Source organism: Jannaschia rubra, from assembly GCF_001403735.1.
In the GTDB taxonomy this organism is placed as follows: Bacteria; Pseudomonadota; Alphaproteobacteria; order Rhodobacterales; family Rhodobacteraceae; genus Jannaschia; species Jannaschia rubra.
In genome coordinates, this window is record NZ_CXPG01000011.1 from 26,511 (window position 1) to 47,290 (window position 20,780).

Genomic DNA, 20,780 nt, shown 5'->3' on the forward strand with positions numbered 1-20,780 from the left:
CCATGCTCAACATCGGCATCCTCGGCTGCGGCCGCATCGGACAGGTTCACGCGGCTTCGCTCGACCGGATATCCGGGGCGCGTCTCGTCGCCGTCGCGGACGCCGTTCCCGATGCCGCATCGCGTCTGGCGGACCGCAGCGGCGCCCGTGCGATGGAAGCGAACGAACTGATCGCGTCGGCCGACATCGACGCGGTGGTGATCTGTACGCCGACTGACACGCACTTCGATCTGATCCATGCCGCGGCGACAGCCGGCAAGGCGATCTTCTGCGAAAAGCCCGTGGATCTCGACGCCGCCCGCATCCGCATTTGCGCCGAGGCGGTGGCGCGCGCCGGTGTGCCCTTCATGACAGGGTTCAACCGTCGCTTCGACCCGAGCTTCGCCGCGCTCCGCCGGCGCCTGCTGGAGGGTCGGATCGGTTCGCCGGAACTTGTTACGATCCTCAGCCGCGATCCCGCTCCCCCGCCGATCTCCTACATCGCGACATCCGGCGGGCTGTTCCGCGACATGATGATCCACGATCTCGACATGACGCGCTTCCTGCTGGGCGAGGAGCCTGTCAGCGTCCATGCCACCGGGTCCGCGCTTGTCGATCCGGCAATCGGGGACGTAGGCGACGTCGATACGGCCGCGGTCCTCCTGACCACCGCGACGGGCCGGATCGCCCAGATCAGCTGCTCCCGGCGCGCGACCTACGGCTACGACCAGCGGATCGAGGTGCACGGCGCCAAGGGGATGCTGCGCGCCGGGAACCGACTGGAGACGACGGTGGAGGTGGCCGACGACGGAGGGTTCTGCCGCGACCCGGCCATGAGCTTCTTCCTGGAACGCTATGCGGAGGCCTATCTGGCCGAAATGCGCGTCTTCGTCGAAGCCGTCACGCAAGGCACGGCGCCCGATCCGGGGATGGAGGACGGCCTGCGTGCCCAGATCCTCGCCGATGCCTGCGACCGGGCCTGGCGCGAAAGGCGGGTGGTCGAGATCTGACCGAAGGTCTGCGCCGCGTTTCCGGAAGGGTGCGAGCGGTCACACGGTCCTATCTGCGCTTGCAGTCTTCGGAATAGCGTTCGTAGATCGCCGGATTGAGATCGAATTCGCTTCCAACGGTTTGGCGGGCATCAGGTCGGCCGAAAATACGCGCGCGGCGGCGAAGGCTTCGGACGTGAGGGTGCGCAGCCCATCGGGCAGGGCGCCCAGCCCGCCGCCGGGGGTGCGGGAGGCCATGTGGACCCCCCCAGATGCCGAAGGACGGGACCGAGGTCTGATAGCTGACGACCTCCGGGAACATCTCCTCCAGCGTCCGGGCGACCGTCCAACAGGTGTTGGTGGTCGAGAAGGGCGAGGAACTCTGCGTCACCAGCGTCGCGTTCTGGGTCATGACGGCAACGACCAGTGAATAGACCTGCAGCGAATAGAGCTTGGACAGCGCCTCGTTGTGCGGATCGGGGAAGTCTATGATGACCCGATCATAACGCCGGTCGATTTCGCGGACGTAGAGGAACGCATCCTCGTTGTGGGCATGGACCTTGGGCGGCGCGACGCTGTCGCCGTTCAGCCGCGTGACCGGCGCGAATTCGATGCCCAGCCGCGTCATCTCGGGGTCCAGGTCCACGAGGTCGATCCGGGGGACGGAAGGATGGCGCAGCACCTCGCGCACGGCCATCCCGTCGCCTCCGCCCAGGATCAGCACCGTCTCCGGCGGGGCGGGCGTCCAGGACATGACGGGATGCACCAGTGCCTCGTGATAGCAGTATTCGTCGACCTGGGCGGATTGCAGGTGGCCATCGATGAACAGGCGGACGTCGTTGTGCGTCCAGGTGTTGGTTACGATGAGCGACTGATGGGGCGACTGCGTCTTCCAGACGACCCGGTCGAAATACAAATGGTCCTGCGCATAGGCCATGACATTCGACGCGCCCAGCGTCAGGACGAACAGCGCCGCGATGGTCAGGCAGATCTAGACCAGCATCCGTCGATAATCGTCGAGGTGATCGCGCAGTCGGAAGACGTTGGGCAGGGCCACCAGCGCGTTCGTCAGCCCGATCGCGAAGGAGGCGGTGATGAGCCTCAGCGACGGCAGCAGCAGGATGGGAAAGGCCACCGACCCGATCAGGGCGCCGACGTAGTCGCGCGACAGCACGTCAGCGAGCGATTCCCTCATGGTGGAGGTTGCGACAGGACGCGGGTGAGGAGCGGTATCTCGAGGCCGACGAGGAACCCGATCGTCGAGATGAAGGCGAACATCCCCGTCGTGTAAAGCCATGGCGCAAAGGGAAACAGCATGAACAGGGATACGCCGCAAAGCCCGCGGACGATGGCCAGCACGAGTTCGACCCGGATGAAGGCCTGGATCAGGTTGCCGTGGATGAACCGAGAGACGTAGGAGCCGATGTCCATGGCGAACATGAAGAAGCCGATGGTCAGAGAGAACTGATAGACCGAGTCGCCGATCAGATAGCTCGACACCGTGCCGATGATGAGCCCGTAGACGATGCCGCAGAGCGCGACGACGAGGATGGACCCCCGAAGGATGATCGCCTACCGCTGTGGCAGGGCGGAATAATTGTCCGTCTCGGGGCCCGAAATCTCGGTCACGCCATTGTCGCCCAGATAGCCCTGATAGGTGTCGAGGACGTATTGCGTCCGGTCGAGCACTTGGCCGAGACCGGCCATCTGCGCCTTATCGGCGGCGAAGAAGATCGAATAACCGACGAAGCCCGCGATGGCCACGACGGCAATGAGTTTGATGTTTCCAAAGATGTCCTGTCCCAGATCAGGCTGGTTCACCCGACGTCCGAACGACTGAGCATGACCATCACACCTGCGGCGATCCTGGTGCGTAGTAATCGGTTGATTGTCTGCAATGCACGAAACCCTGCGCCTTCGATGCCACGCCCTGGCATCCGATATGTCGCTCGGCAGGGACGGCACGGCCATCCGTGCGCCATCGCGGTGTGCCCGGTCCAGACGGTCGGCCAGCCCCGCGATCCCTTCGGGGCGGCCTTCCCAGACCAGACCGGCGGTGCCGTCGGTCTCGGGTTCGTGCTTGGCGCCTGTGATGGCAAGGCCGGTGTCGGAGTGGGGCTCCGGCGCCTGGCCCGCGTAGAATTCGGGGTTGTCCAAGCCATAGACGATCTTTGCCTCGCCCGGCGCGTGATAGTCGGGGACGGTCAGCTCGACCTCGGCGCCGAAGTCGGCATACATCCGGTAGGCGGCATGGATAACCTCTCCGTCCTTGGCATGGTCGCTCGTGACGATGAAAATCTTGCGGATGCCCCAGTCCTTCAGGCGACCCGGCAGGTCGTTCAGCATGAAGCCGCCCGGCCCGCCGCCCGTGTCGGACCCGGTCAGATAGGTCCAGGACGGCCAGACCACGTCGGGCACCTTCTCGTCGAGCGCATAGCCGGTGACGCCCATGACCTGACGGTCCTTCATCAGGACGAACATCCCGTCCAGGGCGCCCTTCAGGAACCCCTGCTCGGCCTCCAGCGCGTCGTCCTCGTCGGTCTCCTCGATGACGGCGACGACGCGGGCGGCGTGGGTCATCTGCATGGGCTTCAGGGCGGGTTCACGGCTGGCGAACAGCGATCCGAACATGGCAAGATCTCCTCCGGTGATTGCCGAAACGACGTGAGTAGCGAGTGAGAGACGGTCGCCGAAAATCGCCACTTCGACGCCCAGGACGACGGCGATGGCAAGCGCGGCGGTCAAGACCCGGCCGCGCGGTGACGACGCCATCGCCGGTATCCGCCAGAGGCCGACACGACGCTCGGTCCGCGTGCCGAAGACGGCGATCGGCGCCGGGTTCATGGCCGGATGGGTCGCGTGGCCATGTCGCAGGGACACCCAGCATGGTATCGTCCAGCCCGTCCAGTCCCGTGGCGTTCCGCACTGGCCCGCTCCACAGGTGGACGCCGGCGATGGCGCAGGAGAGGACCGGCGTGGCCCAGGGCGTCGCCGCGCGTGTCGTCAGCTTGCCAATGCCGCGGTCTCCGGCACCCCTCGGACGAGGTGCGTGACGTCCTCGCGCGCGAGGCGGAAGTAGCGGCGCAGACCGTCCAGCGCGACCAACGGATCGCAATCGCCGCACATGAAGATGTCGATGGCGGCATATTCCGCTTCGGGTCAGGTGTGGATCGAGATATGGGACTCGGCCAGAAGGGCCACCCCGGTGAAGCCGGCTCGCTGGGCGAAATCGTGCAGCTTGACGTCCAGCACGGTGGCCCCTGTCGCCCGCGCCGCCTCGTGGAACATGGCCTCTGCCGGCGCCCCGTCCAGCAGGTTCCTAGCACCGTGAAAATCGGGCCAGGACATGCCGACCCCAAGCTGGAACGACCGGGAGGCGGGAGGTCTGGATGATCGGAACGTCGTGTTTGATTTATGCGGAAGCCTAGAAGCCCCCCCCGCTGCCGTTCAATCGCGTTCGGCCAGGTTGGAGAATCCACTGTGGCACCGGCGCCGTCTTTCCCTGACGAGTGCGGTTGGCTATGGCTTTCGGGCACACCAGCCGGAGCCTTGTCATGACCGACCGCCGCCCCCAGAGGATCGCCTGCCTTGGCGAAGCCATGATCGAACTTGCGCTCGACGGCGACATGGCGGTGGTGGGGTTCGCGGGCGATGTGCTCAACGCCGCGATCTATCTGCGCCGGGCGCTGCCCGGCCCCCATTCGGTCAGCTTCGTCTCGCTCGTGGGCCGCGACCCCCTGTCGAACCGTATGGTCGAGCGGATCGAGGCGGAAGGCGTGGACACCGATCACATCGCCCGCCACGAGAACCGCATCCCCGGTGCCTATGCGATCATCACCGACGATCACGGCGAACGCAGCTTCGTCTACTGGCGCGACACATCGGCCGCGCGAACGCTGTTCATGCCGGGCTGCCCCATCCAGCCCGAGACGCTGGCCGGCTTCGACGTCCTGCACCTGAGCGCGATCACGCTGGCGATCCTGACGGCCGACGCACGGCGGGCGCTGATCGACTGGCTGCCCGCCTTTCGGGCGGGCGGCGGACGGGTCGCCTTCGACAGCAACTATCGCCCGCGCCTCTGGCCCGACGTCGCAACCGCGCAAGCCGCGGTGACCGACCTCTGGCGATTGACCGACATCGGGTTTCCCAGCGTGGACGATGAAATGGCGCTGTTCGGCGATGCGGATGCAGCCGCCGTCCTCGCGCGGATCGAAGGGGCAGGGGTGGCGACGGGTGCGCTCAAATGCGGCGAGGCGGGGCCGCTGCCGATCGGGGCGCGGCTGCCGGGAGCGGGCTATACCCCCGCGCCGCGCGTCGTCGATACCACAGCCGCGGGCGACAGCTTCACCGGCGGATACCTTGCCGCGCATCTGACCGGCGCATCGCAGGCCGATGCGCTGCAGGCGGGTCACGCGACGGCCAGCCACGTGATCGGCCACAGGGGCGCCATCGTCCCGCGCTGACGGCTGTGCGCGTTTCAGGAATGTTCCTCGGCCGCGCGCGCCGCCAGTGCCCGGTTGAACACGCGCAGCGCATCGACATGAAGCAGGACACCCAGGATCTCGGGCGTCGTGTCCTTGTCGCTCAGGCGCACGACGGCCAGGAAATCGGAGCTCGACTTCTCGAACAGGGGCATGGCGACCTCCAGCGTGTCGGCGGGTGAGACGAACAGCCCTTCGTTCAGGGCGCGGCGCACACGGTCGGCCTGCGGCGCCCGGGGATGGTCGGGTGCCTTCATCACGCTCGACACCTTGAACGTCGCCAACAGATACCGCTGCGGCCCGTCGGCGAGGTGGATGCCCCGCCGCTCCAGCTGGGTCAAAAAGAACGACCGGTCCACCAACCGTCCGGCCAGGGCCGATGCGATGGAGACCGCGACCATGACGGCGAGGCCCGTCTGCCAGTCGCCCGTCAGTTCGAACACGATGAGCGTGGTCGAGATGGGCGCCCCCAGCACCGCGCCCGCGACCGCCCCCATGCCCGCGAGCGCATAAAGCGTCTCGGACCCGGAGATATTGGGAAACACAGCTGTGGCCATCGCCCCGAAGGCAAGGCCCGTGAGCGCCCCGACCATGAGCGAGGGCGAAAAGATGCCACCGCCCATCCGCCCGCCCATGGTGATGCTGACCGCCGCGACCTTTAGGATGGCGAAGACCACCGCTTCCCGCAGGATGAGATCGCCCGACAGCGCGGCCGAGGTCGTCTCGTATCCGACGCCGATGATGTGGGGAAAGAAGATCGCCATGCCGCCCAGCATCAGGCCCGATACGGCGGGCCGCAGGATCGGCGGCAGCGACAGCCCGGACTGGATCCGGTTCGCCACGTCTTCGGCGAAGAATACCGATCGCATCAACACGAAGGCGATCACCCCGCAGGTCAGCCCGAGCAGCAGGAACGCCGGAAGTTCGGCATAGAAACGCAATACCCCGTCGAGCGGCAGGACGAATTCGGTCACGTCGCCGAAATGGGTCCGGCTGATGACCGACCCCGAAACGGCGGCGATGGTGATGGGCGCGAAGGCGTGGACGGCGAAGTGGCGCAGCACCACCTCCATCGCGAAGAGCGCGCCCGCCAGCGGGGCGTTGAAGCTGGCAGCCACGCCGGCCGCCACCGCGCAGCCCAGAAGGTCGCGGCCCGTTACCCCGTCGGCGTTGAGCTTGTTGCTGACCCAGCCCGCGATCATCCCGACCATGTGGACGACCGGCCCTTCGCGCCCCGTTGATCCGCCCGACGAGAGCGTGATGAGCGATGCGGCGATGGACGCAAGGCCCGCGCGCCGTTCGACCCGGCCCTCCTTGACCGCCGAGGCTTCGATCACCTCGGCCACGGCGCGGACGCGCGCGTCGGGGGTGAAGCGCGTCAGGATGTAACCCACGGCCAGCCCGCCCACGCAGGGCACCAGCAGCACCCAGAACCAGGGCAGCGTGCGCGCGAAGCTGTGCAGCGTGCGGGGGTCGTCCGTGCGGTAGAGGGCCGATTGCAGCAGTTCGATCGCCGTCATGAAGGCCACGGCGGCATAGCCCGAGACGATCCCGATAACGAGCGCGATGAACCAGAACTGCACCTTGGACGGGCCACGCCTGCGGATGACGTCCCAGCTTTCGCGCAGGAAGGTCGCCGCGCGGGTCGATGGGGTCGCGGGCGGCGTCTCCGTCACGTCTGGTTCCTCGCACCCCCCGCCGCGCCAGTCGCGGTGCGGGAAGGGGCGATGATCCCGCAGGATGCTTTATGCGAACCGCGACGATGCCAGGTCAACGGTCTGCCGCGGGGAAGGGTGATCTGATCCGGTCCGAAAGCGCTCAGATCTGCTCGACGGCGACCTTGTCGCTGTAGAAGGCAAGATGCCCCTCGATGGCCTTGATGTCGGGGTTGGTCACGTCCTCATAGGTCCAGGCCACGTCGTCCATCGTCGCCGATGGCCCGACGTAGGAATAGTAGCTGGCCGTCCCCTTGTGCGGGCAGGTCGTCGTTGTGTCCGACCGCTCCATCAGGGCCATGGCCACGTCCTCGCGCGGGAAATAGATCACCGGGGCCATCGCCCCTTCGGTCAACGCCTTGGCGTTGCGGCTTTCGACCACCAACCCGTCGGCGGTGCGGACGGACCAGACACCCTCGGCGGGCGAGACATTGACTTGAACCATTTGGATCCTCCCTGCGGTCGCGCGCAACCTAACGGCCCCGGTCCCGGGGCGAAAGGGTCAGAGCGGCGCGCACATGACGGCAAGCCAGCGACGGTCCGCATCCTCCAGCCGGGGGCCGATACGCGCGAGGACCTCGGCGTGGTAGCCGTCGACCCAGGCCCGTTCGTCCCGCGACAGAAGGCCCGTCACGATCAGGCGGCGATCGATGGGCACCCAGGTCAGCGTCTCGAACCGCAGCATGGCGCGGTCGTCTCCGCCCTCGGGGCGCTCGGCCGGGCGGACGACCATCAGGTTCTCCAGCCGGATGCCGTATTCACCCTCGCGGTAGTATCCCGGCTCGTTCGACAGGATCATGCCCGATTCGAGGGGGACCAGGCTGGCCCGGCTGATCCGGGCGGGGCCTTCGTGGACGCCCAGGTGGACACCGACGCCGTGGCCCGTGCCGTGGTCGTAGTCGCGGTGATCCATCCAGAGCGGCGCACGCGCCAGCGCATCCAGATGCGCGCCCGCGACGCCGGTCGGGAAGACGACGCGGCTGATGGCGATGAGACCTTGCAGGACGCGGGTGAAGGCATGGGCGATGTGCCGGGACGGGTTGCCCAGCGGCATGGTGCGGGTGACGTCGGTGGTGCCATCCAGATACTGACCGCCGGAATCCACCAGAAGCACGCTGTCGGTGTCGAGCAGGCGGTTCGTCGCCTCGTTCACGCGGTAGTGGACGATGGCGCCATGGGGGCCCGACCCCGCGATCGTCTCGAAGCTGATGTCGGTCAGCTTGCCCGTCTCGCGCCGGAACCCCTCCAGCGCCTTGACCACGTCGATCTCGGTCGTGCTTGCCGGCACATGGTCGAGCCAGCGAAGGAAGCGTGCCATCGCCACGCCGTCGCGCAGGTGCGCCTCGGTCGTGGCGGCGATTTCGGCATCGGTCTTGCGCGCCTTGGGAAGGGCGAGGGGGTCGGGCATGGGCTTGCCCTTGTCGAGCGCGCGGGCGAGCGCCACGGGGCAGGTGCCCGGATCGTAGCCGACGGGTCCGGTCTGGCGCCCGAGCAGGGGGATCAGATCCTCCTCCGGCACGATCCGGACCTGCGGCCCGAGATGCCCGATCACCGCTGCGGCCTTGGTGGGCGCGCAGATCAGGTCGACCGTCGCATCCGCATGGATCAGGGCGAAGGCCTGCGCGATGGGCGTGCGCGGAATGTCGGCACCCCGAATGTTCAGAAGCCAGGCCACCGCATCGGGCTGGTTCGTCACGAAACTGTCGACACCCGCCTTCTTCAGCGCCTTGGCAATGTCGGCGCGCCTGTCGGCCGAACTGCGACCGGCCAGCGCATCGGGCCAAGCCGTCATCGCGCCCAGCGGTGCGGGGGGCCTGTCGGCCCAGATCGCGTCGACGCCGTTCTCGGTGGCCACGGGCTCGATCCCCGGCACGGCTTCCAGCGCCTCGATCTCGGCTACGGTGTGCAGCATGGGGTCGAAACCCACGCGGCCGCCATCGGGCAGCGCGCCTGCAAGCCATTCGGCGAGCTTGGTCGCGGGCCAGGCGACCGTCTCGAACGTGGCGGGGTCGGTCTGCGCGCGGACCTGCACGGTATAGCGCCCGTCGGTGAAGACCGCCGCCCGGTCCCGCAGGATCGCCGCGAACCCGGCCGAGCCGGTGAAGCCGCTGATATGGGCCAGCCGTTCGTCGCGGGCGGCGACGGTCTCGCCCTGCCAGGCGTCGGCGCGCGGCACGATGAAGGCGTCGAGGTCACGGGTCGCCATCCACTCGCGCAGGCGGGCGACGCGGGGCGGGGCGGCGTCGGGGCGGGTCGTGACCTCGAAGGATTGGAACATGGCGAACCTCCTGTTGGCGCAGGGTTAGTCCGGGGGGCCGCTAGGGGCAACAACAAGCGCGCCCTGCAGCCTGTGGATCAGGATGCCCGACGGATGCCCATGACCCGCGCCCGTGCGCGCGGATCGCTGTCGAACAGCGCGGCGAGCTGTTCCGTCATGGCGCCCGCCAGCTGCTCCACATCGGTGATCGTCACGGCGCGGTCGTAGTAGCGCGTCACGTCGTGGCCGATGCCGATGGCCAGAAGCTCCACCGCGCGGCGCTTCTCGACCATGGCGATCACGTCGCGCAGATGCTTTTCGAGGTAGTTCGCGGGGTTCACCGAGAGCGTCGAGTCGTCGACCGGTGCGCCGTCCGAAATCACCATCAGGATCTTGCGCGCCTCCGGTCGGGCGGTGGCGCGGCGATGGGCCCATTCCAGCGCCTCGCCGTCGATGTTTTCCTTCAGCAGTCCTTCCTTCATCATCAAGCCCAGGTTGGGCCGCACCCGGCGCCAGGGCGCATCGGCGGACTTGTAGATGATGTGGCGCAGGTCGTTCAGACGGCCCGGCGTGGCGGGCCGACCGGCCTTGAGCCATTCCTCGCGCGACATCCCGCCTTTCCACGCGCGGGTGGTGAAGCCCAGGATCTCGACCTTGACGCCGCACCGCTCCAGCGTCCGGGCCAGCACGTCGGCGCAGATCGCAGCGATGCTGATGGGACGCCCGCGCATGGAGCCGGAGTTGTCCAGCAGAAGCGTCACGCAGGTGTCGCGGAACTCGGCCTCCTGTTCCATCTTGAACGACAGGGGCGTGGTGGGGTTGGCGACCACCCGGGCAAGGCGCCCGGCGTCGAGGATGCCCTCCTCGAGGTCGAACTCCCACGAGCGGTTCTGCTGCGCCTGCAGGCGGCGCTGCAACTTGTTGGCAAGCCGGCTGACGGCCCCTTTCAAGGGCTCGAGCTGCTGGTCGAGATAGGCGCGCAGGCGTTCCAGCTCGGCCTGTTCGGCCAGATCGGCGGCGCCCACGATTTCGTCATGGGCGGTGGTGAAGACGGTATAGGTCGGATCGGCGTCGGACACGGGCTGCGGGGGCGGCGGGTCGGTGGCCTCGTCCGCGTCGGGGACTTCGGCTTCCTCGCCCGCCTCCTCCTCGGCCATGTCGTCCATGCTGACCTGCGCCTGGCTCGGGTCGTCCTGCTGCTCCTGCGACTGCTCGGGCGAGGCGTCTGCATCCTCCTCCTGATCGTCATCGCCGGTGGAATCGGGCTCCTCCTCCTCGGCCTGGCCTTCGTCCTCCTGCTCCTCGTCCTCCATGTCGGGGTCGTCGCCGAGTTGGTCGCCGTAGCCCAGGTCGGCGATCAGGTCGCGGGCCAGCCGCGCGAAGGCCTGCTGGTCGCCCAGCACGGCCTGAAGGTTGTCCAGACGGTCGCCGGTCGATTCCTCGATGAACCCGCGCCAGAGATCCAGCACGTTTTCGGCCCCCTTCGGAAGCGGCCGCCCCGTGGCCATCTGGCGGATCCAGTAGCCGGCGGCGACGGCCAGCGGGGCCTGCGCCTTGTCGCGGATGTCGCCATAGCCCTTGCGCTGCGCCTCGACCCCGATGCGGGCGTCGATGTTGCGCGCGGTGCCAGGCATGGTGCGGGCGCCGACGGCTTCGCAGCGCGCCACCTCCATCGCGTCGTAAAGGTCGCGCGCCATGTTGCCCTGCGGCTGGTATTTCGCGTTGACGCCCGCGTCGTGGTGGCGGTGCCGCAGTGCATAGGAATCGGCCGTGCCGCGCGCCAGCGCCACCTCGTCGCGGGTCATGCGGCGGCTGATTTGCGGCAGGCGGATCGAATCCGGTGTCATCCCCGGCGGATCGACCGAGAAGGTGACGGTCAGGTCCGGATCGTCGGCCATCGTCTTGGTGGCTTCGATCAGCGCCTTCTTGAACGGATCGGCCGGATTGTCGCTGGGCTTGGTCATGGATCTCTAGATGATGCACTCGGCGCCTCGGGGCAAGCCGTCCGCGCGGTTGAACCGCCGGGCGTCTGGTGTGTTGACCCCGGTGATGCGCCATCTCCGCGCGGGGTGGCCCAACCTAAGGAGAGACCGATGAAAACCTGCAGGACTTCACTGATCGCCGCTTTCGCTGCGTCCACGATGCTCGTCGTGCCGGCGCTGGCGCAGCAGGAGGGCGGCACGATGCGGCCGCTGGGACCCGACGAGAGGATGTCGGAATCGATCGACCCGAATTCGGGCGCGACCATCCGCATCATCACCCGCCAGATGGCGCCGGCCGCCCAGCAGGGGACCGAGGCCGAGGATCCCGACGTGTCGGGCCCCGAGCCGGACGAAGGGTCGGGCGACACGGCGACGGACGATGCCGGGACGGACGACAGCGACATGGCGGCCGACGACATGGACGGCGCCGACATGCCCGGGGGCATGGACATGGACACCTTCGCCCGCGACCTGTTCGAGCATGGCTATCGTCAGGGCTATGTCGCCGCGCTGACCGAGATGCGGATGCGCGCCATGCGCGAGATGCGCCGGGACGGGATGCGGGGAGAAGACATGCGCGGCGACCGCAGGCGTGGCGACCGTCCCGTGATGCGGAGCGACCGCCGGATGCAAAGCGATCCGGACGAGCGGGGCGAGCGCGGGATGCGCGGCGAGCGGGACCGGGACGATGACCGGCGCGGCGACCGCAGGCGTGGCGACCGCGTCCAGATCGTCGAGGATGCCGAGGGCAACACCATCGTGATGCTGCCGCCCGGCATGACGCCGCAGATGTTCCTTCGCCAGTTGGAACAGCGGGGCGATTGACCGTGCACTGACAAAAGGCGCGCCCCGCCGAGGCGCGCCCGATGCCCCGGGTGCTTCAGTCCGGCACCTGCACCTCGCTCAATTCCCGGATCCGTTTGAAGGCATCGTCGCAAACAGCGGGACGGTCGGTGGTTCCGCTGGAGCCCTCCGCCACCCATCTGGATACCTCACGGATATCGGGCGTGCCCAAACCCGAAGCCGCCTCGTCGTATCCGTCCAGCGCGCCGATCCCGATGCCGGTTTCCCAAGCCCCGGTCAGCAGGTTCACGTCGCAAAGGCTCCAAGCGGTGTTCAGCCGGTCGCGCGACGAGAACGCGTACCCCGCCAGAACGAACCGTCCCTCGCGAAAGGCGATGGTCAGCGTCTGGTTCCAGGCTGTGCCTCCGACGCCCTCGTTCCCCGAGACGACCCGCAGACTCTGCATCCGGTCGGCAGCGGCGTCGGACGCCTCCAGCCCCGGACCCTGTCCCCACATCGGTCCATCCCAAACGATCCCGGGCGCCACCGCCAGAACTTCGACAGGGGCGTCGTGGCGGTCGGAGAGGATGACGAGGTCGACCAGATGGGGATCGTCATCGGACACGAGAAGCATCGCGGTCTCGTAGCCGTTGCGGTCCTCGTCGAGGTTCAGGTCGAGCCTGCCGATGACCCGCGGCAGGACGTCCGTTTCCGCCGGCGACAGGCCTTGGGCGGCGGCGGTTCCGGCCGTCAGGGCCACGAGCGCCGCGGCCCGCAGGATCATCCGAGCGACAGGGAGGCCGCGCTTTCGGGCAGTTCCTCGTCGAAGCAGCGCTGATAGAACTCCGCCACCGTCTGACGCTCCAGTTCGTCGCACTTGTTCAGGAACGTCAGGCGGAAGGCGTAGCCGATATCGCGGAAGATCTGCGCGTTCTGCGCCCAGGCCAGCACCGTGCGCGGCGACATGACCGTCGACAGATCGCCGTTCATGAAGGCCGTCCGCGTCAGGTCGGCGACCGTCACCATGCGGCTGATGGTCTGGCGACCCTTTTCATTGTTGTAGTGCGGGTTCTTGGCCAGCACGATCATCGTCTCGGCATCGTGCGACAGATAGTTCAGCGTCGCCACCATCGACCAGCGGTCCATCTGCGCCTGATTGATCTGCTGCGTGCCGTGATACAGGCCCGTCGTGTCGCCCAGACCCACGGTGTTGGCCGTGGCGAACAAGCGGAAGGACGGATGCGGCGTGATGATCTCGTTCTGGTCCATCAGCGTCAGCTTGCCGTCATGCTCCAGGACGCGCTGGATCACGAACATCACGTCGGCGCGGCCGGCGTCGTATTCGTCGAAGACGATGGCCACGGGGTTCCGCAGGGCCCAGGGCAGGATGCCTTCCTGGAACTCCGTCACCTGAACGCCGTCGCGCAGGCGGATCGCGTCCTTGCCGATCAGGTCGATCCGGCTGATGTGGCTGTCGAGGTTGACGCGTACGCAGGGCCAGTTGAGCCGCGCCGCGACCTGCTCGATATGCGTGGACTTGCCGGTGCCGTGATAGCCCTGGATCATCACGCGGCGGTTCCAGCCGAAGCCCGCGAGGATCGCCAGCGTCGTGTCCGGGTCGAACTTGTAGGTCGGGTCGATGGGCGGCACCCGGTCGGCGGCCTGATCGAAGCCCTTGACGGTCATGTCGCTGTCGATGCCGAAGACCTCGCGCACCGAAATGTCCCTGGTGGGCATCGCGTCCCTCTCCATGCTCCCGTCAGCCATTCGTCGGTCTCCTTGCAGCGCCTCGCCCGGATGCAACATATGGGAACAGGCCGCAAGGGGAAGGCCGGGTGCCGCCAAAGGGTGCGGCGATGTGCTAGGGTGGGCTCATGAAACGTATCGTCATCCTGTGCGACGGAACCTGGGGCGCGGCCGAGGCGCCGCATCCAACCAATGTGGTCCGGCTGGCGCAGGCGCTCACACCCACGGCAGACGACGGGCTGACGCAGGTTCCCGTTTATGTCGAGGGCGTGGGCACCGGACGGCGGGGCGTCACCCGCATGACCCGCGCGGTGGACCGCTGGCTGGGCGGGGCGATGGGGCTGGGCCTTCTGGACAATGTGGTCGAGGCGTATCGCCACCTCGTCTTTCTCTATGAGCCGGGGGACGAGGTCTTCGTCTTCGGCTTTTCGCGCGGGGCCTTCACCGCGCGGTCGCTCGTCGGGTTCATCCGCTTCACCGGCCTTCTGTCGCGCGCCGACCTCAACCTGCTGCCCGAGGCGGTCGCCCGATACGCCGAACGCCGGGACGAGACGTCGGAGGCCCGGCAGGCCCGCAATGCCGACTGGCGCGCGCGCCATTCGCCGTGGGTCATGACCGACCCGGCCGACGCGCCGGCCTATGCGCGGCTGGGGTCCGACCGCTCGATCCCCTTCGACATCGCCTATCTGGGCGTCTGGGACACGGTGGGTGCGCTGGGGGTGCCGGGGCATTTCACCATGGCGCCGATCATCAACCGCAAATACGCCTTCCACGATACGGCGCTGACGCCGATGGTCCGCGCCGCCCGGCACGCGGTGTCCATCGACGAACGGCGCCGTGCCTTCCGTCCGACGCTCTGGTCGAACCTCGATGCGCTGAACGCGGGGAAGGCGGAGGCGCCCTACCGTCAGCAGCACTTCGCGGGCGATCATGGGGCCGTGGGCGGAGGCGGCGACATCCGCGACCTCAGCTCCATCGCGCTGGCCTGGGTGATGGAAGGGGCGGAGCAGACGGGCCTGTCGTGGGACAGCGTCGTCGCGGCCGCCATCGCGGCAGAGGCCGACCCGCTGGGGCCGTTGTTCAACGCCGAGAAACCCGCGGGCGGCCTGTTCGCCGACCTGATGCGCCGGATGGGTGGCCCGCGCGACGCGGTGGGGCGGCTGGACGACGTCCATACCGCCGCGCGCGAACGCTGGGCTTTTCACGGCCACGGGCCGGGGTACCGCCCCTATCGCCCGGAGCCGCTGACGCGGCTGGCGGCGAAGCTGGAGGAATGGCGCGACAGCCGTGCCTGACCGTCACTTGAAGTTGCGGCTGTCCTTCAGCTGGTCCCAGGCCCAGACGACCTCGCTCAGCTGTTCCTCCTGGCTGCGGTCGCCGCCGTTCATATCGGGATGCAGCACCTTGATAAGACCCTTGTAGGCCTTCCGGATGGCAGCCTTGTCCCAGTCGTCGCGCGCCTCCAGGATGTCGAGCGCCTTGCGCTCCGTCGGCGGCAGCTTGCGCCCCACGACGCCGCGACCCGGGTTGCGGGTGGCGTTGACGCCCAGCACCTGATGCGCGTCCTCGATGCCGAGACGGGCCCAGGCACGCTCCTCCACCGACTTGCGGAAGGGGGTCGTCTTGCGCTCGTCGGCCTGGGCCTGCCGGGCTAGTTCGGCCTCGGTCGCGCCGTCGAAGAAGCTCCACTTGGCGTTGTATTCGCGCACATGGTCCTTGCAGAACCAGAAGTAGTCGTCGGTCGTGTCGCGGGACTTGGGCGCGCGGAACTTGCCTTGCTCCTGACAGCCGTCATGGTCGCAGACGCGGGTCGAGGTCTCGACCGCGCCGGACATGCCCCGGCGGCCACGCGGGTTGCGCTTCTTGGCCGTCGACACACGCATGTCGAAGTTGAACGGGTCGTTCTTTGTCATCGTCGTCCCCCCTTCCGGCCAGAGGCATTGGACTTTAGTCATTGCACCGGCAGAGGGAAGGCCTTGACAGGAAAAAGGGGTGAAAATCATGTCCATGGAAGCAACGATCCGCGCAAGGCTGGAGGCGGCGCTGACCCCCGCGCGGCTCGAGGTCGTGAACGAGAGCGGCAAGCACGCGGGACACGCCGGCGACGACGGCAGCGGGGAAAGTCACTGGCACGTCGCCATCACCTCCGACGCCTTCGCCGGGCAGGGCCGCGTCGCGCGGCAGCGGATGGTCTATGCCGCCCTGGGCGACGTGATGGACCGCATCCACGCGCTGTCGATGGAGTTGTCGGAGGGAGAGTGAGGCCGACGCTACGATACGGGTGCCGACCATGACATGAGAAGCCGCGCCGCCCCCAGTGGACGGCGCAGCCCGCGTCGCCTCAGTTCGGCGTCAGCTTGTGGATCATCCCTTCGTCCACGGCCGCATAGAGGCTGCCGTCCGGCCCCTGAACGAGCGAGCGGAAGCGGCCCGATTCCATCGGCAGGGTCATCTCGGTCACGTCCACGACCGAGGTGCCATCGTCGGACAGCTCGATCACGTCGATGCGCTGGCCGATGGGAGTGCCGCCGAAGCCGATGCCCATGATGCCCACGACCATGGCCCCGTCCCAATCGCCCCATTGCTCGCCGGTCAGGAACTCGGCCGAGGAGGTCCCCTGCGACCAGCCGTTGTTGTCCCAGATTGGCGGCATGGCGTCGGGATAGGTGTCGAAGTCGGTCATGGGCATGAAGGCCGCGCGCTCATAGCGGTTCATCCCCTCCATCTGGTTGGGGGAATAGCCGCAGTAGTCGTCCGGGCATTCCTCGCGCCCCGCCATGTTCGGGCGGGGATCCCATCCGCCGTTGCCGCCGTTCTGAAGCACCGTGATCTCGTCGGAGTGCCAGGGGCCGTGTTCCGCGACGATGGGTGTGTTCGTCTCGGGGTGGAAGGCGATGCCCTGCACGTTGCGGTGGCCGTACGTATAGGTCCGCGGATCGAAGCCCTCGGGCGGCGCATTGTCCGGGGCGGCATTCCCGTCGCGGTCGATGCGAAGGACCTTGCTGCCCATCATGGTCGGGCTCTGGGGGATCTCGCTGTTGTGGTTGTCGCCCGACGTCACATAAAGATAGCCGTCGCCCGGATTGAACTTCAGCCGCCCTCCGTTGTGGGCGCCGGGTCCGCCGAATGGGTGATCAGTCGCTGCGACCTTGTAGGGGATGTCATCGACGATGTCGGTACGGTCGGCGACGCCGCTGAAATCCTCGGCTACGGTCATTCGCATCACGCGGTTCGTCTGCGGCGACGACAGGTTCGACACGGAATAGACGTAGATCGTGCGGTTCTCGGCGAAGTCGGGGTCCACCGCGACGCCGTTCATTCCGGCCTGACCTTCGCAAAAAAGGTCCTCGGCATTGGCCGGATAGCCTTCCGCCTCGCCCATCCCGAGAAGCGGCATGACTTCGCCAGACGGCATGAGAACGGAAAGCCCGTCGCATTTCTCGGTGAAGAACATCGTGCCATCGGGCAGGAACGCCATGTCCCACGGGCTGTCTAGGTCCGACAGGACGACTTCATGCGTCATGTTGCTGGTGTTCATGCCCGTCTGCGCGGCGACGGGGGCGCCGAAAGCGGCGAGCGCGGCCACGACCGTCGTGAGCGGCAGCGTGATTTCAACGCTTGATCTGGTAATCATCGTCATCCTCCCTGGATACGGTCGGATCGTCGGCCGGCGCGGCAGACGTCCGTCCTGCGGGTCAGGCCCGCAGGGCCGAGCGTAGGTGCGCAGACACCAAGGCATCAAGACATTTCATGAACCGGGGTCCGGACGCCGCCGTCAATCGAAGGAGGTGGAGATGTACCGGGCAAGGTCCGCAATCTCCTCGTCCGACAGGTCGATTGCGTTTGGCTGCATCAACGCGGAGTTCGGCCCGACCTTCTCGCCCGCGCGGTACTGCGTCAGCCGCATCGCCAGGAAATCCTCCTCAAGACCGGCGAGCTTGGGGAAGCTGGCCATTCCCTTGGCCTTGGGGCCGTGGCAGTTCCGGCAGGTATCGCGATAGAGGTCTTCCGCCCCCGTCATATCCTGCGCCGCCACGGGTCCGGAGCCGAGCGACATGCAACAGCCGACGACCGCAAAAATCAGACGCATCACGCAAACCCCTCCCGGTCCCGACCGGCCGAGATTGGTCGATGTTCCTGCGCCAATCAAGGAAAATGGCGGCGAACGCCCCCCTCAAAGCCCCAGCTTCGCCGCCACCAGATCGTTCACCGCCTTGGGATTGGCCTTGCCGCCGGTGGCCTTCATCACCTGGCCCACGAACCAGCCGGCCAACTTCGGATTGGCCCGGGCCTTCTCGACCTGCGCGGGGTTGGCGACGATGATCTCGTCCACCGCCGCCTCGATCGCGCCGGTGTCGGTCACCTGCTTCATGCCGCGCGCTTCCACAATCTCGGCCGGGTCGCCGCCTTCGACATAGACGATCTCGAACAGGTCCTTGGCGATCTTGCCCGAGATGTCGCCCGCCTCGATCAGGCGCAGGATGCCGCCCAGCTGCTCCGGCGACACCGGGCTGTCGGCGATGGCGCGATCGTCCTTCTTCAGCCGCCCGAACAGGTCGTTGATGACCCAGTTGGCCGATGCCTTGCCGTTGCCCGCGACGGCAACCACCGCCTCGAAGAAGGTGGCGTCGGTGGTGTCGGCCGTCAGGACTGATGCGTCATAATCCGACAGGCCGAAGTCGGCGACGAAGCGGGCCTTGCGCGCATCGGGCAGCTCCGGCAGCGAGCCTGCGATGTCGTCGACCCAGGCCTGCTCGATCTCGAGCGGCAGAAGGTCGGGGTCGGGGAAATAGCGGTAGTCATGCGCTTCCTCCTTGGAGCGCATGGACCGCGTCTCGCCCTTATCGACGTCGTAGAGGCGGGTTTCCTGTGTGACGGTTCCGCCCGCCTCCAGGATGGCGATCTGGCGCCGGGCCTCGACCTCGATCGCGGCCTGGATGAATCGCAGGGAGTTCATGTTCTTGATCTCGCAACGCGTGCCCAGATGCGAGAAGTCCTGCGTGTCCTGGTATTTCTCGTACTGGCCGGGCCGGCAGACCGACACGTTCACGTCCGCGCGCAGGTTGCCGTTCTGCATGTTGCCGTCGCAGGTCCCCAGATAGCGCATGATCTGGCGCAGCTTGGTCACATAGGCCGCGGCTTCCTCGGGCGAGCGGATGTCGGGCCGGCTGACGATCTCCATCAGGGCGACGCCGGTGCGGTTCAGATCGACGAAGCTGAGCGCGGGGTCCATGTCGTGGATCGACTTGCCCGCGTCCTGTTCCAGATGGATGCGTTCGATGCGGACGATCCGCGCGGTCCCGTCGCCCAGTTCGACCAGCACTTCGCCCTCACCCACGATGGGATGATAGAGCTGGCTGATCTGATAGCCCTGCGGCAGGTCCGGATAGAAATAGTTCTTGCGATCGAAGGCGCTGCGCAGGTGGATCTCGGCATTCAGGCCCAGCCCGGTCCGCACCGCCTGCGCCACGCAGAACTCATTGATGACGGGCAACATGCCGGGCATTCCGGCATCGACAAAGGCCACGTTGCTGTTGGGTTCGGCCCCGAAGGCGGTCGAGGCGCCCGAGAACAGCTTGGCGTTCGACGCCACCTGCGCGTGCACCTCCATCCCGATGACCAGTTCCCAGTCGTGCTTCTCGCCCGCGATGACGCGGGGCTTCGGGGTCGGTGCGGCGTGGTCAAGCATCTGGGCCTCCGGGAGGACGGGAACGGGGCGGGTTTACGGCGCGGGGCCCAAGGGGGCAAGCGGGCGGAATGACGCCGGCGAAACGCCCCGACCGGCTGATGATCGCCACCCGGCGGACCCTGCGGTTTTCGCAAAAGCGATGAAATGCTATCCCCCCGGCGACGACGGAACGGGCTGCCACCCTGACCGTAAGTCCCGACCTACCGGAATTCTCTGCGAATGGCAGGGTTTGTACCCGGTCAGCACGTCGGTCCGAGACATGGAAAACGTCACCCGGGGGTGCCCTTTGATAACGATTCGATCCGTTCGCGGGCTTCGCGCGACCCTGTTCGCCGGCCTTGCATTGGCCATGACCACTGCCGCGTCGGCAGAGAACCGCCCATCGCCTGCCACGCTGTCCACCACGCTCAGCACGATGTCGGTGCAGCGATCCGACGCTCCGGTCTTCGCGCCGCGAGCGTCCGACCGCCCCGCCGCCCGTCCGCAGGAGGAGGAGATGCCCGACCTGCGGTGGGACCACGTTCGCGGGTCCGACCGCTGGACGCAGGCTGCGATGCGCGCGCTCGACACCCACGGGCAGAAGCTGGTCGACACCGTGCCCGCCGACATCGGCGAATGGTGTCCCGCCTACGTCCAGGCCGACGACTGGGGCCGCAAGGCGTTCTGGGCCGGCCTCCTGTCGACCCTGTCCAAGCACGAGAGCACCTGGCGGCCCACGGCCGTCGGCGGCGGCGGTGCGTGGTACGGGCTCGTGCAGATCCTGCCCGCGACGGCGCGCGGTTACGGCTGCCAGGCGCAGTCGGGCGAGGCGCTGAAGGATGGCGCGCTCAACATGTCATGCGCGGTCCGCATCATGAATCTCACCGTGCCGCGCGATGGCGTCGTGTCACGCGGCATGAAGGGCGTGGCCGCCGACTGGGGTCCGTTCCATTCGTCGCGCAAGCGCGAGGACATGCGCGGCTGGCTTGCATCGCAGCCCTTCTGCAACGGCATCCAGACGTCGATGCGTCCGCTTCAGCGGCCAAGCTGGCTGGGCACCCCGGCAGACGAGGCCGATGAGGTTCCGCTGTTCGTGTCGTGGGAACTGGACAGGAACGTCCTTACCGGAATGGGAACGGCGCGCTGGATCGACGGGACGATCGACAGCTAGGGCCGCGCG

The 20,780-nt window shown here is 67.4% G+C and carries 20 protein-coding genes and 1 pseudogene; 6 read left to right on the forward strand and 15 right to left on the reverse strand.

Annotated features, from left to right (window positions below; translation table 11 throughout):
- Positions 1 to 2: 2 nt before the first annotated feature.
- Positions 3 to 989, forward strand: coding sequence for an inositol 2-dehydrogenase (gene iolG, locus JAN5088_RS02315; protein WP_055681204.1), 987 nt, complete (start codon positions 3 to 5; stop codon positions 987 to 989).
- Positions 990 to 1,038: 49 nt separating this feature from the next.
- On the opposite strand, the gene JAN5088_RS02320 is transcribed toward iolG, so the two are convergent.
- The 5 genes and pseudogenes from JAN5088_RS02320 to speD all read right to left on the reverse strand — a co-directional run bounded on the left by JAN5088_RS02320 (position 1,039) and on the right by speD (position 4,316).
- Entirely contained in the window at positions 1,039 to 1,905 is an 867-nt protein-coding gene (locus JAN5088_RS02320) for a spermine/spermidine synthase domain-containing protein (RefSeq protein ID WP_055681205.1), read from the reverse strand.
- Positions 1,906 to 1,959: 54 nt separating this feature from the next.
- Positions 1,960 to 2,163: a hypothetical protein gene (locus JAN5088_RS02325; protein ID WP_143114847.1), complete on the reverse strand. Its 204-nt coding sequence runs from the start codon at positions 2,161 to 2,163 to the stop codon at positions 1,960 to 1,962.
- Positions 2,160 to 2,468, reverse strand: a complete 309-nt coding sequence (locus tag JAN5088_RS02330; protein WP_055681207.1) for a hypothetical protein — start codon at positions 2,466 to 2,468, stop codon at positions 2,160 to 2,162. The genes JAN5088_RS02325 and JAN5088_RS02330 overlap by 4 nt, the downstream gene beginning before the upstream one ends.
- A 72-nt stretch (positions 2,469 to 2,540) precedes the next feature.
- Positions 2,541 to 3,848 (reverse strand): hypothetical protein, encoded by a 1,308-nt coding sequence (locus JAN5088_RS02335; protein ID WP_144431845.1) that lies wholly within the window; start codon positions 3,846 to 3,848, stop codon positions 2,541 to 2,543.
- A gap of 123 nt (positions 3,849 to 3,971) precedes the next feature.
- Positions 3,972 to 4,316 (reverse strand): annotated as a pseudogene (gene speD, locus JAN5088_RS19175) (adenosylmethionine decarboxylase).
- Between the two features lie 206 nt (positions 4,317 to 4,522).
- Between speD and JAN5088_RS02345 the strand changes: the two are divergent.
- Positions 4,523 to 5,431 carry a sugar kinase gene (locus JAN5088_RS02345; protein ID WP_055681209.1) on the forward strand — a complete coding sequence of 303 codons (909 nt, stop codon included), beginning with the start codon at positions 4,523 to 4,525 and terminating at the stop codon, positions 5,429 to 5,431.
- Positions 5,432 to 5,445: 14 nt separating this feature from the next.
- On the opposite strand, the gene JAN5088_RS02350 is transcribed toward JAN5088_RS02345, so the two are convergent.
- The 4 genes from JAN5088_RS02350 to cobT all read right to left on the reverse strand — a co-directional run bounded on the left by JAN5088_RS02350 (position 5,446) and on the right by cobT (position 11,385).
- Positions 5,446 to 7,125: a chloride channel protein gene (locus JAN5088_RS02350; RefSeq protein ID WP_055681210.1), complete on the reverse strand. Its 1,680-nt coding sequence runs from the start codon at positions 7,123 to 7,125 to the stop codon at positions 5,446 to 5,448.
- 142 nt (positions 7,126 to 7,267) lie between these two features.
- On the reverse strand, positions 7,268 to 7,609 hold the full coding sequence (locus JAN5088_RS02355) for a DUF427 domain-containing protein (protein ID WP_055681211.1): 342 nt from the start codon (positions 7,607 to 7,609) through the stop codon (positions 7,268 to 7,270).
- 57 nt (positions 7,610 to 7,666) lie between these two features.
- Positions 7,667 to 9,442 carry an aminopeptidase P family protein gene (locus JAN5088_RS02360; protein WP_055681212.1) on the reverse strand — a complete coding sequence of 592 codons (1,776 nt, stop codon included), beginning with the start codon at positions 9,440 to 9,442 and terminating at the stop codon, positions 7,667 to 7,669.
- Positions 9,443 to 9,519: 77 nt separating this feature from the next.
- On the reverse strand, positions 9,520 to 11,385 hold the full coding sequence (gene cobT / locus JAN5088_RS02365; protein ID WP_055681213.1) for a cobaltochelatase subunit CobT: 1,866 nt from the start codon (positions 11,383 to 11,385) through the stop codon (positions 9,520 to 9,522).
- A 129-nt stretch (positions 11,386 to 11,514) separates the two neighbouring features.
- On the opposite strand from cobT, the gene JAN5088_RS02370 reads away from it, so the two are divergent.
- Positions 11,515 to 12,228 carry a hypothetical protein gene (locus tag JAN5088_RS02370; protein WP_055681214.1) on the forward strand — a complete coding sequence of 238 codons (714 nt, stop codon included), beginning with the start codon at positions 11,515 to 11,517 and terminating at the stop codon, positions 12,226 to 12,228.
- 55 nt (positions 12,229 to 12,283) lie between these two features.
- On the opposite strand, the gene JAN5088_RS02375 is transcribed toward JAN5088_RS02370, so the two are convergent.
- Both JAN5088_RS02375 and cobS read right to left on the reverse strand, forming a co-directional pair.
- Positions 12,284 to 12,970, reverse strand: coding sequence for a hypothetical protein (locus tag JAN5088_RS02375; protein WP_055681215.1), 687 nt, complete (start codon positions 12,968 to 12,970; stop codon positions 12,284 to 12,286).
- The gene (gene cobS, locus JAN5088_RS02380; RefSeq protein ID WP_055681216.1) at positions 12,967 to 13,953 is read right to left on the reverse strand and encodes a cobaltochelatase subunit CobS; all 987 of its coding nucleotides are present in this window, start codon (positions 13,951 to 13,953) and stop codon (positions 12,967 to 12,969) included. Before cobS ends, JAN5088_RS02375 begins: the two co-directional genes overlap by 4 nt.
- 107 nt (positions 13,954 to 14,060) lie before the next feature.
- Here cobS and JAN5088_RS02385 point away from each other — a divergent pair, with 107 nt between their 5' ends.
- Positions 14,061 to 15,227 carry a T6SS phospholipase effector Tle1-like catalytic domain-containing protein gene (locus JAN5088_RS02385; RefSeq protein WP_055681217.1) on the forward strand — a complete coding sequence of 389 codons (1,167 nt, stop codon included), beginning with the start codon at positions 14,061 to 14,063 and terminating at the stop codon, positions 15,225 to 15,227.
- Between the two features lie 3 nt (positions 15,228 to 15,230).
- On the opposite strand, the gene JAN5088_RS02390 is transcribed toward JAN5088_RS02385, so the two are convergent.
- Positions 15,231 to 15,845, reverse strand: a complete 615-nt coding sequence (locus JAN5088_RS02390; RefSeq protein ID WP_055681218.1) for a DnaJ domain-containing protein — start codon at positions 15,843 to 15,845, stop codon at positions 15,231 to 15,233.
- 88 nt (positions 15,846 to 15,933) lie between these two features.
- Between JAN5088_RS02390 and JAN5088_RS02395 the strand changes: the two genes are divergently transcribed.
- Positions 15,934 to 16,194, forward strand: a complete 261-nt coding sequence (locus JAN5088_RS02395) for a BolA family protein (protein ID WP_055681336.1) — start codon at positions 15,934 to 15,936, stop codon at positions 16,192 to 16,194.
- A 79-nt stretch (positions 16,195 to 16,273) separates the two neighbouring features.
- Here JAN5088_RS02395 and JAN5088_RS02400 read toward each other — a convergent pair whose 3' ends face one another.
- The 3 genes from JAN5088_RS02400 to gatB form a co-directional block, all read right to left on the reverse strand.
- A complete protein-coding gene (locus JAN5088_RS02400; protein WP_074962638.1) occupies positions 16,274 to 17,566 on the reverse strand; it encodes a PQQ-dependent sugar dehydrogenase in 1,293 nt (430 codons plus the stop codon).
- Positions 17,567 to 17,707: 141 nt separating this feature from the next.
- Complete coding sequence (locus tag JAN5088_RS02405; RefSeq protein WP_055681219.1) at positions 17,708 to 18,022, reverse strand: c-type cytochrome; 315 nt, start codon at positions 18,020 to 18,022, stop codon at positions 17,708 to 17,710.
- Between the two features lie 84 nt (positions 18,023 to 18,106).
- Positions 18,107 to 19,621 (reverse strand): Asp-tRNA(Asn)/Glu-tRNA(Gln) amidotransferase subunit GatB, encoded by a 1,515-nt coding sequence (gene gatB, locus JAN5088_RS02410; RefSeq protein ID WP_055681220.1) that lies wholly within the window; start codon positions 19,619 to 19,621, stop codon positions 18,107 to 18,109.
- 349 nt (positions 19,622 to 19,970) lie between these two features.
- Here gatB and JAN5088_RS18120 point away from each other — a divergent pair, with 349 nt between their 5' ends.
- The gene (locus tag JAN5088_RS18120; protein WP_082429781.1) at positions 19,971 to 20,771 is read left to right on the forward strand and encodes a transglycosylase SLT domain-containing protein; all 801 of its coding nucleotides are present in this window, start codon (positions 19,971 to 19,973) and stop codon (positions 20,769 to 20,771) included.
- Positions 20,772 to 20,780: the final 9 nt, after the last annotated feature.